This is a genomic window from Agarivorans sp. MS3-6 (assembly GCF_054112545.1).
On record NZ_CM134202.1, the window covers coordinates 2782467 to 2798868 of the forward strand.

Here is a 16402-nt window from a genome sequence, read left to right on the forward strand (position 1 = left end):
CCTTAAAGGTAACGCGAAGCTAAGTTTAAAATTTCATTTTGGTCAGTGGTCGCTGTCTCAACAATACCCGCGGCCCGGCCATTACTCATTACCAGAATCCTGTCTGTAATACCCAGTAACTCGGGCATTTCAGAAGAAATAATGATGATCCCTTTGTCTTTTTTGGCGAGTTCTAAAATCAATTGATAAATTTCGAATTTGGCGCCAACGTCAATGCCGCGAGTGGGCTCGTCCAACATCAATATTTCCGGCTGAGTGAGTAACCAACGACCAATAATTATTTTTTGCTGATTACCACCAGATAACGAGCCAATCATTGTTTTGTGGGTGGGCGTCTTTACACTCATTGAGTCGATCACCCATTGGGTGTCACTCTTCATTTTTCGATTACTTAACAAACCAAATTTTTCTTTATACTCATCAACATTAGCGACTAAGGAGTTAAAGGTGATATCTAGGTTTCCGTATATGCCGGTGGCTCGGCGCTCTTCAGTGACCAAAGCAAAACCGTTGTTTATTGCCTCGTGTGCGTCACGGTTTTTGAGCGACTTACCATGCAATAGTATTTCGCCTCCACTGCGCTCGCGAATGCCAAATAGTGTTTCAACTATGTCGGTTCGTTTAGCGCCCACCAAGCCTGCTATACCTAATATTTCGCCTTTACGAAGGTCAAAACTAATGTCTTTAATAGACGGTTGGTTAAGTGCAGTTAAATGTTTAACCTCTAAAATAGGTTCTTTAGGGGTGTTGGTTTTTGGAGGAAAACGTTGAGTTAACTCACGGCCAACCATCATGCTGATGATGTGGTCCATGGTAAGCCCTTCTAGGCGGCGCGTTTCAACCCACTGACCATCACGTAAAATAGTAATGTCGTCACAGATGGCAAAAATTTCTTCCATTTTGTGGGAGATATAAACAATGCCACAGCCTTTTTCTTTCAGCTTCTTAATGATGGTGAAGAGATGATTAACTTCTTTCTCGGTGAGCGAAGAAGTTGGTTCGTCCATAATCACAATTTTAGCGTCGTAAGAAAACGCTTTGGCAATTTCCACCATCTGCATTTGAGATACAGAAAGAGTGGCTACTTTAGCTTTAGGGTCGATATCGATGTCTAGTTCTTCAAACACTTTCTTGGTATCGACATACATTTTCTTGTGGTCGACAAAAAAGCCTTTTTTGGGGTAACGGCCTAACCAAATATTGTCCATTACAGAGCACTGTAATACTTGGTTTAATTCCTGGTGCACCATAGATACGCCATTTTCGAGCGCCTCTTTAGAAGACTGAAAATTAATTTTTTTACCTAAGAAAACAATCTCGCCTTCATTTTTTTCATAGATACCAAATAGGCATTTAAGCAAGGTTGACTTACCGGCGCCATTTTCACCCATTAAGGCATGGATGGAGTGTGGGCGAACTTTCAAGCTAACTTTGTCTAATGCTTTGACGCCAGGGAACTCTTTACTGACCCCAGTCATTTCCAGCAGGTATTCATCTTGATTATTTGTCATAGCAGTATTAACCGATTGGTTAAATACGGGACAGGCATCCCGTATTTAGTTGATAAAATTAGTCTAAGTTACTCTTATCAACACCGACATAAGGAACTCGAACCACTTTGTTTTCGATAACCCAATCAGTACCTTCGCCTGCAGGAAGCCCTTTAGCTAAGTTACGGGTTAATTCAAAGGTGGCTTTTGCTTGGTTGCCTGCATCATTAAGTACTGTGCCAGCTAGTTCGCCAGAGCGCACAAGTGCAAGAGCTTCAGCTAATGCGTCTACACCAAATACTGGAACAGCGGTTTTAGCTGCGGCTTTTAATGACTCAATCGCGCCCATTGCCATACCATCGTTATTGGCGATAACAACTTCAATTTTGTTGCTGTTAGGGCCTGAAATCCAAGCATCCATTTTGTCTTTGGCCATGGCGGTATCCCACATGCCTGTATCAAGGTGCAGCATTTCTGTTTTGTAGCCTTTGTCGTTCAGTGTGCTAATTACATAGCTAGAACGCGCTTCGGCATCAGGGTGACCTGGCTCACCTTTAAGTAACACGTATTGAATGACGCCATCACCATTTAGGTCCCAGCTACTATTTGCTGCCCACTGCTTAGCGATCAATTCACCTTGAATAATGCCCGATTCTTTAGAATCGGTGCCTACGTAATAGGCTTTGTCGTAGCTTGCTAGTACTTCTGGAGCCGGTTCTTTGTTATAAAAAACGATAGGCACATCATCATATTTGGCTTTCTTAATGATGACGGGAGCCGCTGCCGGGTCAACAAGGTTAATCGCAAGGGCTTGAACACCGCGCGCTAACATAATGTCGATTTGGTCGTTTTGCATTGATTGGTTGTTTTGTGAATCGTTCATCAACAATTTCACATCACTATCTGTAGCAGCTTCTTTTTCGATCGCTTGGCGAACCACTGCCATGAAGTTATCGTCGTATTTGTAGACGGTAAATCCCAAGGTTGTTTCTGCGAGTACTGGTGCTGCGATGGTCATGCTGGCGCAAAGTGAAGCGAGTAGGGTCAGCTTTTTCATTAAATATTCCTTTTTAATTTTTTTCTGTTCCAGAGTAAAAGTCATAGGCAAAACTTACCGCCATGCGACTAATCGTTAATCAGTTTAGCGTAGCGAACTTGTTATATTTGTGATCAAAGCCGCGAAAAGGAAAACGTTTACATTTTATTTGTGACGATTTGTAACGCAGTGAAATAGACCGGTAATAATTTGTTCGAAAAGGGGAATATGCTCAAAAAGGCATCTGATGATTAAATGTTAGGTGTAAAAGAGGCCCGGTTAAACGGTCATATTGACTGCTATTTGTAGGTCATTTAAGGCTGTCATGGCGCTTGTGAAGCAGAGCTTATTAGCAGGCAGGCTAACAGACGCTCTTTGCCAAGGGCTCAGACAAAAGAGCATCTACTTATAAGATATCTATTATTGATATTGGCGCACCGCAATACCTTGCTGATTAAACAGGTAGCATTCACTGAGTTCAGTACTAAGGGTGATCTCGGTAAATCGTTCTACCTGATGGTCACCATTTACATGTACCTTGATACCATCAACTTCACCCAATTGGCCAAATAGATAAGTGGCATTACCTAGGCGCTCACTGACTTCATTTTGAAAGCTTAGTTTGACTTCTCCCTGCTCATTGAGTCGCAAATGTTCAGGGCGAATACCTAGTTGTAACTGCTCGTCAACGCTTACACTGTCTGCTCTTACGGCGAGCTGAATATGCTGACCATCGCTTAATTCAATGGTGGCAATATTGCCGTCTAATGCGCTTACTTTACTTGGCATAAAGTTCATTTTGGGCGAACCAATAAAGCCTGCGACAAAAATATTTTCCGGATAACTATACAGCTCAAGAGGAGAGCCTACCTGCTCAATATTCCCGGCGCGTAGCACCACTATTTTGTCGGCTAAGGTCATTGCTTCTACTTGGTCATGCGTAACATACACCATGGTGGTCTGCAGTTCTTTATGCAGCTTAGCGATTTGTAGCCGCATTTCTACTCGTAGTTCAGCATCCAAATTGGAAAGCGGCTCATCAAATAGAAATACTCGGGGATCTCGAACAATGGCTCGACCAATTGCCACCCGTTGTCGCTGTCCACCAGACAGCTCTTTGGGGGTGCGGTGTAGTAAGTTTTCCATTTGCAGTGTTTTAGCGGCCATATCGACCCGTTTTTTTATCACCGCTTTATCTACACCATTCATTTTCATACCAAAGCCCATATTCTCGGCCACGGTCATGTGTGGGTATAAAGCATAAGATTGGAAAACCATCGCGACGCCGCGATCTGCTGGGTCAACATTGTTAACCCGCTGGTTATCTATCGATAATTCACCAGCAGAAATATCTTCTAAACCGGCTATCATCCGCAGCAGTGTTGATTTTCCACACCCTGAAGGACCGACAAAAACCACGAACTCTCCGTGCTTTATCTCTAGGTCTACTCCGTGAATGGTTTCTACTTTGGCATAGCGCTTAACTAAACCTGAAAGTGTAATATCCGCCATATTCTGCCCCTGATTTGGTGGTTACTTCTAACCTTAGCAACTAAACAAGCATGATGTTGATCATAGTTCGTTACTTTACCTTAACAAATCCGCAATGAAAACGTTTACACATCACAATAATTGATCTAAATTTTATTATGTTGATGAGTCGTTAAGCACTCTAGTGATTAGGTCAGCTTGCTGTAATGCTGTGGCAATCAGGTTATTTTGGTTATTTTGGTTATTTTGGTTATTTTGGTTATTTTGGTTGTTTTAGCTGGTTTTGTTGTTTACGGCAGGTAAAAAAGGAACATTAAAAATGGCGTATAACTCTTCAAGTCACTCCCAAGAAAAGCCCGGCAATGGGGCCGTTGAACCACAAATGGGTAAACGATTACGCTCCAGTGATGTAGCGCCTTGGTTATTCTTGGGACCGGCCTTAATCATCTTTTCGATTTATGTGTTGTTTCCGGTTTTGCAAAGTATTTGGTTAAGTTTTTTTGAATGGGATGGGCTTGGCGAAAAAACCTTTATTGGTTTTGGCAACTACGTAGAACTGTTTGATAGCGACCAATTTTGGACCGCGCTCATCAATAACATTTTATGGATGCTGCTGTTTATGTTGGCGCCACCTTGCGGTTTAGCCATTGCCTTATTTTTGAATCAACAGGTTTACGGAATCCGCTTAGTTAAAGCCTTATTCTTTTTCCCGTTTGTTATTTCTCAAGTCGTTGTGGGCTTGGTGTTCTCTTGGTTCTACGACCCAAGCTTTGGCGTGCTGAATAGTGTAATTACTTTTTTTGGTGGTGATCCGGTCTCTATTTTAGCTGACGAAGATCTTGTGACTTACGGCATTATCGCGGCGGGCTTATGGCCGCAAATTGCCTACTGCATGATTTTGTACTTAACGGGCTTAAACAATCTCAATCATGAGCAATTAGAGGCCGCTCGGCTAGACAATGCTAAGGGTTTTAAAATGCTGTGGTATATCGTACTACCGCAGTTGCGCCCTGCCACTTTCATTGCAATCGTGGTGACAGTTATTGGGGCTCTGCGCTCTTTCGACCTTGTAGCCACCATGACTGCGGGTGGTCCTTGGGGAAGTTCAACAGTGCTCGCTTATATGATGTATGAAGAATCAATCTTTAATTATCGTATGGGCTACGGAGCAGCGGTAGCAGTAGTGCTATTTTTAATTATGGATATTTATATCGCTTACTTTTTGTGGCGGATGATTAGGAGTGAAAAGTAATGTATCCACGTCCCATAGCGAAGGCATCAGCCTTTACCAATATAAGCTACCGAGTGGCATTGCCAATATCCATTATATTGTGGCTACTACCGTTGATCGCAGTAATGGCTACGTCGATCCGGTCACTGGATGATATCAACCAAGGGAATTATTGGGGGTGGCCCAGTGAGTGGATGTTAATCGAAAATTACACCCAAGTATTTACCGCCACACCGATGTTTCAATACCTGTTAAATAGCTTAATTATTACTTTACCTGCAGTGGCTGGTTGTGTTGCCTTGTCAACGATGGCCGGTTTTGCCTTAGCTAAATATAACTTTAAGGCAAATATTTGGATTTTTGCTACCTTTATTGCAGGTAACTTTGTGCCATTTCAAATATTAATGATTCCGGTGCGCGACCTCACCATTCAGTTTGGTCTCTATGATACGCATTGGGCCCTCATTTTATTTCATATCGCTTTTCAAACGGGTTTTTGTACCTTGTTTATGCGTAACTTTATTGTTGGTTTACCTACTGAGCTGATTGAGTCGGCAAGGGTAGAGGGGGTCAATGAGTTTAAGATTTTCTGGCACATCGTATTGCCCTTGGTGAAACCGGCAACCGCCGCCTTGGCAGTATTAGTGTTTACGTTTATATGGAACGATTTTTTCTGGGCGTTGGTATTGGTGCAAAGTGATGAAGTTAGGCCCGTTACCGCAGGACTCAGTGCGTTGCAAGGGCAATGGTTGGCATCTTGGCAGTTGATATCAGCTGGAGCAGTAGTAGCGGCCTTACCTCCGGTCATACTATTTTTTACTATGCAGCGTCATTTTATTGCTGGGTTGACCCTCGGGGCGACCAAAGGCTAAGCACACCCTCAAGCAATAATGAGGGAGCGATAGATCCTTTATAAGGACAACAAACAAAAGGAATGTAAATGATGAGTATACTTAAACAATGTGGTCAAGCCATAGCGCTAGCTACTTTAGTCAGTAGTTATGCCAACGCGGGGACACTGATTATTAACTCTGATGCTTCAGACCCTGCACCTAAAGCCGCATTTGAAGAAATCATTGCTGATTTTGAGAAAGAATATCCAGACATTAAAGTGAAATACAACTTGTATGATCATGAAGCCTATAAAACAACCATTCGTAACTGGTTGGTGACATCTCCGCCAGACGTTGTGCACTGGTATGCAGGTAATCGTATGAAGGCCTTTGTTGATAAGGGCTTGTTTGAAGATGTTAGTGATATATGGCAGCAAAATGATATGGCGGCAGATTTTGCTACTGCCGCTCCGGCAATGACCATTGACGGTAAGCAATGGGGCGTTCCTTATACTTATTACCAATGGGGCATTTATTACCGCAAAGACATTTTTGAGAAATACGGTATCGATGAACCTTACCTATGGGAAGAATTATTAGAGGCTTCTAAAATTCTCAAAGAGAATGGTGTTGCGCCAATAGCCATTGGCACCAAATACCTATGGACCGCAGCGGGTTGGTTTGATTACATGAACTTGCGCGTTAACGGTTTAGATTTTCATATGGAGTTGATGGAAGGCAAGGTGCCTTATACTGATCCTCGAGTAGTGAAAACCATGGAAAAATGGAAAGAAATGATCGAACCCGGTTATTTCCTCGAAAACCATGCTTCATATTCTTGGCAAGAAGCGCAGCCTTTCTTATATAACGGCAAAGCTGCAATGTATCTGATTGGTAACTTTATTACGCCAAACTTCCCTGATGAGATTAAAGATAAAATGGGCTTCTTTCAGTTCCCTATTATCGACCCAACGGTTGGGGTAGCAGAAGATGCACCAATGGATACTTTACACATTCCATCAAAAGCTAAAAACAAAGAAGACGCTAGAAAATACCTAGCATTTATGGCTCGTCCTGAGAATCAAACCAAGATTAATAAAGCCTTATTGCAAATTCCACCGAATAAGAAAGCAAAAGCACAAGACAATGTGTTCTTAAACACCGGTGTAGCAATGCTGGGAGCCGCTGCGGGTACTGCACAGTTTTATGACCGTGATACCGATCCTGCTATGGCTAAGGAAGGCATGAAAGGCTTCCAAGAGTTTATGGTTCACCCTGACCGCTTGGATAAAATTCTGAAAGGTTTAGAGAAAACTCGCCAACGTACATTTAAGTAAGCTCGCGTTGTTCTTCCAATAAAAGGCCCTGTTTAACAGGGCTTTTTTATTTGTCGTTAGAAATTAAATGCTGCACCAATATACAAGCCTTTATTAAAGTCTAGGTCTTGCTGGCTGCTATAACGAAACTGAATGGCGCGGTAACCCAAGTACACGTCTGCTTGCGGCATGATTGAGTAGGCTATTTTTGCATCTAGGTCGTAATAACGATTAAGTTCACTGCTAGTTAATACCGATGGAGCATAGTACGCGCTACCCGAAACCGTTAAGTTTTGAGCAACGGTAATCGCATAGTCTCCACCAATCGCCGCAGCATGGGCATTGGCACGATTGTTTGCCCATAATTTCGTAAATTTAGCGCCGATTGAAAATTTATGAATTTCATGTTGATGAGTGGCTTTAATGCCGATATCAGCCAAGTCGCCCTCGGGGCGAGAATACATGTAATTGGCTGATACTTCTGCACCAGGTCCTATGGCAGTGCCAAAGCCTGCTTCAAAGGCATCATTATTTAGGTCGAAATTAAATTGTGTGGCATAAGCGGCGGGCGAAGCGATAGCCAATAGGCTCGCAACTAACAAAGAACGGTTAAACATAAATCTCCTAAACAAGTCTCTAAAGATGAAAACGCGGCGAGTATAGCATTTGTTCTATTAATTATCTGAATTTGAGGCCTAATTTAACTGTATATACTGTTCGGGTTTATCTGATGATGAAAGATAGTTACGCGAAAAAAAAGTTTTATCTGTGTCGTCAAAAGGCTCTGTACTGAGCGATTAAGCAGTGCGGGTGAGCCATGTTTGAAATTGCATTGAAAAAACTAAACCTTTTAGTAGTGGTAGCCTATAGTTAGGCTGCGATGCAAATTTGTTGCTTCGCTTTATAAATGTTTGAAAAGGAGAGCAAACATGCCTTTGTTTAATCGTTTAATCGCAGAAGGAATTGGGACTTTTTGGTTAGTGCTAGGTGGGTGTGGTAGTGCAGTGTTAGCTGCAGCCTTTCCTGAAGTCGGTATTGGGCTAGTTGGCGTATCTATCGCCTTTGGTCTTACTGTGTTGACGATGGCTTATGCCATTGGCCACATTTCAGGATGTCACTTAAATCCCGCCGTAACTATTGGCTTGATGGCTGCGGGCCGTTTTTCAAAAGTGGACGTATTCCCGTATATTTGTGCCCAACTTTTAGGGGGCTTTGTTGGGGCAATTATTTTATATCTGATTGCCAGTGGCAATGCAGACTATGATCTAGCAAGTCACGGTTTAGCCAGCAATGGTTACGATTTACATTCACCTGGAGGTTATACCCTGATCGCTGCGTTTGTCTGTGAAATGGTGATGACCTTTATGTTTATATTTATCATCTTGGGGGCGACAGACGACCGAGCGCCAGCGGGGTTTGCGCCAATCGCGATTGGCTTAGGCTTAACCCTGATTCACTTAATCTCGATCCCAGTAACCAATACGTCGGTTAATCCGGCTCGAAGCACCGCCCCAGCGTTAATAGAAGGGGGGATTGCCCTCAATCAGCTTTGGCTATTTTGGGTAGCGCCGATCATCGGGGCTGTTTGTGCCGCCTTAATGTACAAACAGATAGCGGCTAAAAACTAAAGTTAATTCGTTAATTTTAGTGTTTGCCCCTAAAAAAAGCCTTCCTATATGGGAAGGCTTTTTTGCTCTGTAGGAAGCGAGTTTGTAGGCGGGTTTGAGTGAGGCCTATGGTCTGTTACTATTCTGTTAATGAATGCCAAGCATCAGTTTGGCTTCAGCTATAACACAACATAATAAAAACTACGCGTTCCCTACACATAAGGACATATCATGAGAAAAGGATTGCAGTGCTTTGTAGCATTAGCCCTAGGTTGTTTGTCACTGACAACTGTCGCCCAAGACAAAGTTTATAAGCTCAAGCTGGCAGAGACTTGGCCCACTAAATTCCCATTACTAGACACGGGTGTGCAACGTTTTGCCAACATGGCAGAACAAATGTCTAATGGTCGCCTCCAAATCCGCGTCGACTCAGCCAACAAACACAAAGCACCGCTTGGTATTTTTGATTTGGTCAAAAGTGGTCAGTACGATATGGGGCACTCAGCTTCGTACTACTATAAGGGCAAAGTACCTAATACCTTGTATTTCACTACTATGCCTTTTGGTATGACCGCCATGGAACAACATGCTTGGTATGCCTACGGAGGAGGTAAGGAGTTAATGGCGAAGGTATATGAGCCTCACAACTTACTGACGTTTCCTGGCGGAAACACCGGCGTTCAAATGGGCGGATGGTTCCGCAATGAGATTAACAGCGTAGAAGACTTACAAAACCTGAAGATGCGTATTCCCGGTTTTGCCGGGGAAGTGTTGGCTAAATTGGGCGCTACCCCAGTTAACATTCCACCGGCAGAGCTGTATACCGCGTTAGAACGCAATACCATTGATGCGCTAGAGTGGGTAGGGCCTTCATTAGATTTACGTATGGGGTTTCATAAAATTGCTCCCTACTACTACACGGGTTGGCATGAACCTGGCTCTGAGAATATGTTCTTAGTGAATAAGAAGAAATTTGAGACCCTGCCAAAAGACTTGCAAGTGATCTTAGAAACGGCAATGCGTGCAACGGCCTTCGACATCTATGTTGAAGCCACCGCAATGAGCACCAATAACTGGGCAACCATGCTTCAAGAGTACCCTGATATTAAAGTGCGTACGTTTCCAAAAGAGGTGCTAAGTGCGCTCAAAAAAGCCAACGACGAATTGCTGGCGGAGCATGCTAGCCGTGATCCTTTAGCTAAACAGATCATTGACTCACAGCAAGCCTTCACTGAAAAGGCACGAGCCTATACGCTAATATCAGACTATGGCTATTTAGAAAGTACCAAAGACTTATAATCACTGAGCAGCAAAAAAGCGGCCTAGGCCGCTTTTCTTCAATGCCTCACTATTGGCAATTATTGCTGGGTATTAATCACTATGTTTCCGCTCGCGCCGGCTTGCATAACCGCGGTGTGTGCAGCACCTGTCTCTGCAAGGTTAAAGCGTTTTGCTATCACCGGCTGCACAAAACCAGCATTGGCTCCTGCATAAAGTGCCGCATGGATCTTGTTCAATTGAACGCCATCAGCGTTGGCCAAAGCCATTCCCATTACACACGCGTCTCTAGCCATTAAGTCCCGTGGGTTTATTTCTACTGGGCCTCGGCTACCGATTACTACTACGCGACCTCCTTTATTAAGCAAGGGCAGGTCGTCTCCCAAATTTTGATTAGCCAACATCTCTAGCACCACATCAACGGGACCAGCTTGTTGTAGTTGCTGATAATGCTGTGGTTCATGGTGATTAACGACGACATCCGCGCCTTGTTGCTTTAATAATGTTAAGCCGGCTTCACTACCTGCTGTGGCATAAACTACACATCCAGCTGCTTTTGCCAACTGAATTGCCGCTAAGCCTACACCACCACTGGCGCCATGAATTAATACTGTTTCTGCCGCTTGGCAATGGGCTCTTATAAACAGTGCGCGCCAAGCAGTGGCGTAAGGTGTGCCTAAACATGCACCCTGCTCAAAGCTTAAGTTATCAGATAGAGGAAATACTTGTTGAGGTGTGGCTAAACACAGCTGGGCGCTAGCGCCACTTAACGTTCCTGCACAATAGACTCGCTGATCTACGGCAAAGCCTTTGACGTTCGCGCCTACTTGGCGAATGGTTCCCGCGGCGTCTTTACCAGGGGTATGCGGGAAAGACGCGGTGTAATTATTGGTACCTGCAACAATATAGGTATCAACGGGGTTAACGCCTGCAGCCTCTACGGCTATCAGTAATTGGTCGTCATTTGCGACCAGGTCTGGACATTGGTTCAATTGAAGTTGGTCACCGTGGTGCTGAGCCTGAATTGCTTTCATTGTTTAACCTTAGTTTTTAAATAAGTCCTTAACAATCGATTAGCATAACTCAGTTTTACGCAGTAAAAGCGCTTGACGTTTAAAGCTGCGCTCCTGTTTGCTAAAGCGTGATCTAGGTTTTGTTTTTTGAAAAGCTGCTTTTCATGCTTTATGAAAACGATGCCAAATGAATATTTGGTAATATTATTACAAAAAGTTAAATTTAGTAATATATAAACCAAAAAAAGTAATACTAGATGTGTCTCAGGTCTCATAAAATTAAACCCGTAGAAGAAATTAACCAACAAAACGTCTTGCTGAGTAGTTTCTTCAAAAACTAAAGTTAACCAATAGGTGGAAATATTATGGAATTATTCGGATTATTTTACGCATTACAATCAAGCAAAGTTGATGCCCAAAAAAGCTTAGCTGAACGCAGCCGTTAATCATTCAATTAAACAAGAGATAACATTATGTACGATTTTTTAGGATTGGTTGCCCTTAGCTACCTAGGTTACAAAAAAACTGACGAAGAGAAACTAGAAGAACTACGTCGCTAATTAACAAAGACTATAGAGAGAAAAGTTATGATGAATTTAATCGGTTGGGTAGCACTAAGCTACACACAAAATCAAAAAACTGAAGAGCAACGTTTAGCTGAATTAAGCCGTTAATCTCAGACCAAGTATACATAGTAGTAAGTAAGACAGTAACAACGATGTAATCGCCGATCAGGCGAACCGGCTCTCCTCAATACCTCAGAGGAAGCAAATACACCCCCCAGTAGTATTTCACAATCAACAGCTTTACTTAGGTATTCCCGCGCCTAGTTGCTTGAAAGCTACAAAGCAAATCCCTTCAAACTATCTAACTCGATATACTCTTTAACAGCTTCATTTAGCACAGTTTTTTCTCATGACGGTACGATTTTTTCTTCAATTAAAGGAAAATTATATTGTTAGATCGCAAAACCAATAATCCTGCTGCCTAGCTTGGTGTAGTTGTGGAAAACTATGACTAGGAGGTGAGCCTATGTGGTATTCCACGCAAAAAATCCCTTGGTCGTACTTAAGACGTTTATGTTTACTTAGTCTCGTTATGAGCTTGGCATTACCTTTATATCGATGGTGGCTTAATGACCAACTGACGGTCGTTGAGCAAGCTCTGGTAAGCCATGATGCCAGTGCTTTTTTTGGGAAGTGGCAAGGCAGTTGGAGTGGCGTCGTAGAGTTTACCATTGATTTTAAGCGTCAGCCTAATAAGCAGCAAGTTGAAGTTGTATTGCAACATGTAGCCAACCCAGCTTTAGGTTTAGACGGCAAACCTCGGCACTTCTTTGCTGATTTTAAGCAAGGTGAAGTGTCCTATGCCGATACTGAGTATCAAACTCGATATTGGTTTAAAGGAAGCGAATTATGGGCTGAATTAAGTGGTAAACAACACGCTCTAACTCGTATGAGCCCAGTAAATTAATAAGGGGAAAACATGCATCGCTTAGGTGGCTTCGATGGAATGAGAGCTCTGGCTTGTGTAGCGGTACTGGCGCATCATTTAGCGCAACGCTTAGATTCTACTCATTGGTTGATTAAGGGCTTACATGTTGGTGAGTTAGGTGTCAGTTTGTTTTTTGTTCTCTCTGGTGCTTTGTTAGCGTATCCATTTTGGCTGGCATACTTTTCCGCTCAAACGCTTCCTCACATTAAAGAATACTTAAAGCGGAGAGCCGCTCGTATCATTCCTGCCTATTATTTGGTGTTGCTTATCAGTGTTTCTTTAAACTTGTTCGTCGCGCCTCAAGAGTATGCATTGCCACGTTTATTCGCGGGTTTAAGCTTCATTGCGCCTTATCACTACATGAGTTTTTTCCCCAGCGATATTAACGGACCACTGTGGTCAATAGGCTTAGAGGTGAGTTGTTATTTGTTACTGCCGCTTTTATTGATGCCGCTGTGGCGAGGTAAAACCGTAAGCCTTAAGGTGGCGATGGTCTGGGGAGCAGTATTGCTCATATTGATGCAGTTGTTGCATTACTTGATTGTTCTACTGTTTATGACCGACCAACAAGGTAAAGGTTGGCAGTACGGTGTGATTGGCGGAGCTAAACAGTGGCTGCCTTACTGGAATGTGGCCAGTTTTATGGGGCAGTTTTTATGTGGCGTAATGGCTGCGGCAAGTATTGCTTGGTATGAAAAGCAACAGCAGTCGAGGCATTATTATTTTGACCTCGCTTTTCTCGGTGCCTTTGGTTTCGCGATTTGGATGAGCTTAAATTACTTGGTCCCGGGGGCACCTAGCCAAAGCCTTGGGCAAGCTTATTTGGCCCCTCTGTTTTCGATGTTTTGTGCTGTCGCTTTGCTGGCCGCCCACTTTAGCCGTTATTGCAGCTGGTTGTTAGATAATCGCTTGTTCTCTCACATCGCAACCTTATCTTTCGGTATTTATCTTTGGCACTATTTGATTATGGAGATGATTCGTATTTTGTGGGTGCCGCAATACCATTATATGGGCATGGAGGATATCGCTTTTGGTTTGCAAATTGGGGCATTAGTGGTGTGTTTGTCTTGGACTATTGCCGCTTTAAGTTTCTACTTGTTAGAAAAACCGATACTTGATTGGACGCGTGGCGCCAATAACATGAGTCGCAATGGCTAAGTGAGTCATTTTAACTAAGCCGCTCCATTCAAGGGGTTTTTTTAGCACTCGCTAGTGGGGTTTCTGCGTATCGCCATTTTAGCATTCAGTCAGATTGAGCTTAACAGAGCTTATATTAATACGTTACGCGGACTTGGTGGGAAGAGGAAACGTTTCAATAAAACGCTATTCTCGCACCAGGTGATGCTGGTGCGCACTGATGACTCTGTAGCTATGTTAGGCGCCAGCTAACGCTGGGCTAAATCAACGCATTCTTGATATACATGGCAATCAACTAAGTGATCGTTGATCATGCCAACCGCCTGCATAAATGCGTAACAGATGGTGGGGCCTACGAAACTAAATCCTGCCTTTTTTAATGCCTTTGACATCGCTTGTGATTCGGCACTTTCTGTTGGAATGTCTTGCATGCTGGCATAGCGGTTAACCATGGTCTTTCCGCCGACAAAACTCCAAATATAGTCGCTAAACGTTTGGCCTTGCTGCTCAATCGCTAAGTAAGCCTTGGCATTTTTAACAATCGCGTTGATCTTTAGTTTATTGCGAACGATCCCTGGGTTTTCCATTAAGCGCAGGCAGTCTTGCTCTTGAAATAGCGCTATTTTTACTGGCTGGAATTGGGCAAAGGCTCGATAGTAGTTTTGTTGTTTACGTAAAATAGTTATCCACGACAAGCCGGCTTGTTGGCCATCGAGACAAAGCTTGGCAAACAGTTCGACCGAATCCATAACTGGTCGCCCCCAAGTGTTGTCGTGATAATGTTGATAATCGTCATTATCACCACACCATGGACAACGAACAATCGTGTTTGACTGAGTCACTGGCGTACCCTCTAGTTTAAGTCACTGTTTTTAAGCACTTGTGGATCATCGATAGACGAAACCGGTTCAGAGCTTTCAGCGGGTGGCTCTTCTTGGCTAGGTAATTTAATGTCTTTTGCTTGTTCTTCTGTTGCGCTTTGCTCGTCACTGTTGGCGGGTGTTTCAGCACTGCTAGTATCGTCTTTGGTTGCAGGTAAACCCATTTGTTCGGCATTCTTTTCTGCCACTTTCTTCTTGATTTGTTCACCTTGTTGCTCAAGGTCTTCAATACTTCTGCGTTCGCCTAAATTGAACACCGCATAGCCAGCACTGACAAATTGGTCTTGGGCTCTGCCTAGCACCACGGCATTAAACGGTGAGTACAAGGTTTCCACTTCATCGGTAATAGGGTTACTAATTTCACCTAATAGCTGCCCTTTATTTACTTTTTGTCCAAGGCTAACCTTATTGATTAAGATCCCGCCTTGGCGCGAGCGGATCCACTCCGAAGAATAAAACACGGGCTGTGGTGAAGACCAAAAAAATGAGCGAGGTAACATTTCAATGGCGCTCAAATAACTACGCAGTGCCTTCACTCCCGTTTCGACTAATTTCACATCAACAGTAAACGGTCCGCCAACTTCCATCACCACCGCCGGTATGTTGGCTGCGGTAGCTGCTCCGCGCAAACTACCGGGAGGCGCAATGCTCTGCAGTACAGGAATTGCGCCAAAGTGACTGGCTAATTCAGCGACCGCAGGCAAGGTGATATCGGCGCGTAATTGGCTAATATTCTCTCGGTACATCGAGCCTGAATGAAGATCAATCACACTGTCACAATGGCGAATAACACTGGTGAATAAACTATGCGCCACCCGAGAGGCGGTAGACCCATTAGCATCGCCAGGAAATGCTCGGTTTAGGTCGCGGCGGTCAGACATGTAGCGATCTTTTCGCCATAAGCCATCAATATTTACCACTGGTACTGAAATGATGGTGCCTTTTAGCTCCTCTGGTTTTAAGTTTTGCACTACGCGTCGGGCTATTTCTACACCGTTAACTTCATCACCATGAATAGCGGCGGTTAAACACACCCTTGGACCAGGTTCTTTACCATGGATTACCACCACTGGAGTGGCTAATTCGAAACCGCCGGGTAAGTGACCTGAAAACCAATCGAGGGTGGCGCTGCTATTGGGGCTTAGTTGGGTATTGAGTAAGGTTAAAGGGCCCCAAACTGGCGCATCATCTATTGGTTTAGTTGCTTCAGCTTGGTGTGTATCCGCTGAGCCTGCCGCAACGATCGGTTCGATGGCTTGCGGTTGCTCGGGTAGGCTATTGGCATCATCGATGCTATTGGTGCTGCTAGCCGGTTCAGTGGCTGGTGGCTTTGAGCTGGGTTTAGCGTTAGCTGGTGGGGCTTCACTGTTGGTTGACGGCGCTAGTTCACGCGTGCTGTCTTGTTCAGAGGCTTGTTCTGTAGGCTGCGGTTCATCTACCGCTGTGAGCTTAGGGTTTAAGGCTTCTTCGTACTGCTCATCTTGCTCAGTAGCAAGAGTCGTAAAGCTGAAGCATAACAATACAAACAATACACAACGTGACATGGTGTCTCCAATAAGAACAGGTATGCTGGTATTAAATTAATCTTATCAGCA

The 16402-nt window shown here is 43.8% G+C and carries 14 protein-coding genes; 7 read left to right on the plus strand and 7 right to left on the minus strand.

The window, feature by feature from the left end; genetic code table 11:
* Positions 1–2 precede the first annotated feature (2 nt).
* The 3 genes from mglA to ACVFI8_RS12875 all read right to left on the minus strand — a co-directional run bounded on the left by mglA (position 3) and on the right by ACVFI8_RS12875 (position 4038).
* A complete protein-coding gene (mglA, locus tag ACVFI8_RS12865; protein ID WP_457871532.1) occupies positions 3–1511 on the minus strand; it encodes a galactose/methyl galactoside ABC transporter ATP-binding protein MglA in 1509 nt (502 codons plus the stop codon).
* Positions 1512–1569: 58 nt separating this feature from the next.
* The gene (gene mglB / locus ACVFI8_RS12870) at positions 1570–2547 is read right to left on the minus strand and encodes a galactose/glucose ABC transporter substrate-binding protein MglB (protein ID WP_457871533.1); all 978 of its coding nucleotides are present in this window, start codon (positions 2545–2547) and stop codon (positions 1570–1572) included.
* Positions 2548–2946: 399 nt separating this feature from the next.
* Positions 2947–4038: an ABC transporter ATP-binding protein gene (locus tag ACVFI8_RS12875; RefSeq protein WP_248713090.1), complete on the minus strand. Its 1092-nt coding sequence runs from the start codon at positions 4036–4038 to the stop codon at positions 2947–2949.
* Between the two features lie 298 nt (positions 4039–4336).
* Between ACVFI8_RS12875 and ACVFI8_RS12880 the strand changes: the two genes are divergently transcribed.
* The 3 genes from ACVFI8_RS12880 to ACVFI8_RS12890 all read left to right on the plus strand — a co-directional run bounded on the left by ACVFI8_RS12880 (position 4337) and on the right by ACVFI8_RS12890 (position 7418).
* Entirely contained in the window at positions 4337–5269 is a 933-nt protein-coding gene (locus ACVFI8_RS12880) for a carbohydrate ABC transporter permease (RefSeq protein ID WP_457871534.1), read from the plus strand.
* Entirely contained in the window at positions 5269–6120 is an 852-nt protein-coding gene (locus ACVFI8_RS12885) for a carbohydrate ABC transporter permease (protein WP_248713088.1), read from the plus strand. The genes ACVFI8_RS12880 and ACVFI8_RS12885 overlap by 1 nt, the downstream gene beginning before the upstream one ends.
* Before the next feature lie 68 nt (positions 6121–6188).
* Positions 6189–7418, plus strand: coding sequence for an ABC transporter substrate-binding protein (locus ACVFI8_RS12890; RefSeq protein ID WP_457871535.1), 1230 nt, complete (start codon positions 6189–6191; stop codon positions 7416–7418).
* A gap of 56 nt (positions 7419–7474) precedes the next feature.
* Here the strand turns inward: ACVFI8_RS12890 and ACVFI8_RS12895 are convergent, their stop codons facing one another.
* Positions 7475–8014, minus strand: a complete 540-nt coding sequence (locus ACVFI8_RS12895; RefSeq protein WP_457871536.1) for a YfaZ family outer membrane protein — start codon at positions 8012–8014, stop codon at positions 7475–7477.
* A gap of 312 nt (positions 8015–8326) precedes the next feature.
* Between ACVFI8_RS12895 and aqpZ the strand changes: the two genes are divergently transcribed.
* Together aqpZ and ACVFI8_RS12905 are read left to right on the plus strand one after the other, a co-directional pair.
* The gene (gene aqpZ, locus ACVFI8_RS12900; RefSeq protein ID WP_248713085.1) at positions 8327–9025 is read left to right on the plus strand and encodes an aquaporin Z; all 699 of its coding nucleotides are present in this window, start codon (positions 8327–8329) and stop codon (positions 9023–9025) included.
* Between the two features lie 210 nt (positions 9026–9235).
* The gene (locus ACVFI8_RS12905; RefSeq protein ID WP_248713084.1) at positions 9236–10303 is read left to right on the plus strand and encodes a TRAP transporter substrate-binding protein; all 1068 of its coding nucleotides are present in this window, start codon (positions 9236–9238) and stop codon (positions 10301–10303) included.
* Between the two features lie 59 nt (positions 10304–10362).
* Here ACVFI8_RS12905 and ACVFI8_RS12910 read toward each other — a convergent pair whose 3' ends face one another.
* The gene (locus tag ACVFI8_RS12910) at positions 10363–11316 is read right to left on the minus strand and encodes an NADPH:quinone reductase (protein ID WP_457871537.1); all 954 of its coding nucleotides are present in this window, start codon (positions 11314–11316) and stop codon (positions 10363–10365) included.
* 1011 nt (positions 11317–12327) lie between these two features.
* On the opposite strand from ACVFI8_RS12910, the gene ACVFI8_RS12915 reads away from it, so the two are divergent.
* Both ACVFI8_RS12915 and ACVFI8_RS12920 read left to right on the plus strand, forming a co-directional pair.
* Positions 12328–12768 carry a hypothetical protein gene (locus ACVFI8_RS12915; protein WP_457871538.1) on the plus strand — a complete coding sequence of 147 codons (441 nt, stop codon included), beginning with the start codon at positions 12328–12330 and terminating at the stop codon, positions 12766–12768.
* 12 nt (positions 12769–12780) lie between these two features.
* Positions 12781–13947 (plus strand): acyltransferase family protein, encoded by a 1167-nt coding sequence (locus tag ACVFI8_RS12920; protein WP_457871539.1) that lies wholly within the window; start codon positions 12781–12783, stop codon positions 13945–13947.
* Between the two features lie 227 nt (positions 13948–14174).
* Here ACVFI8_RS12920 and ACVFI8_RS12925 read toward each other — a convergent pair whose 3' ends face one another.
* Together ACVFI8_RS12925 and ACVFI8_RS12930 are read right to left on the minus strand one after the other, a co-directional pair.
* Positions 14175–14768, minus strand: coding sequence for a DNA-3-methyladenine glycosylase I (locus ACVFI8_RS12925; protein ID WP_457871540.1), 594 nt, complete (start codon positions 14766–14768; stop codon positions 14175–14177).
* Positions 14769–14779: 11 nt separating this feature from the next.
* A complete protein-coding gene (locus tag ACVFI8_RS12930; RefSeq protein ID WP_457871541.1) occupies positions 14780–16351 on the minus strand; it encodes a hypothetical protein in 1572 nt (523 codons plus the stop codon).
* Positions 16352–16402 lie beyond the last annotated feature (51 nt).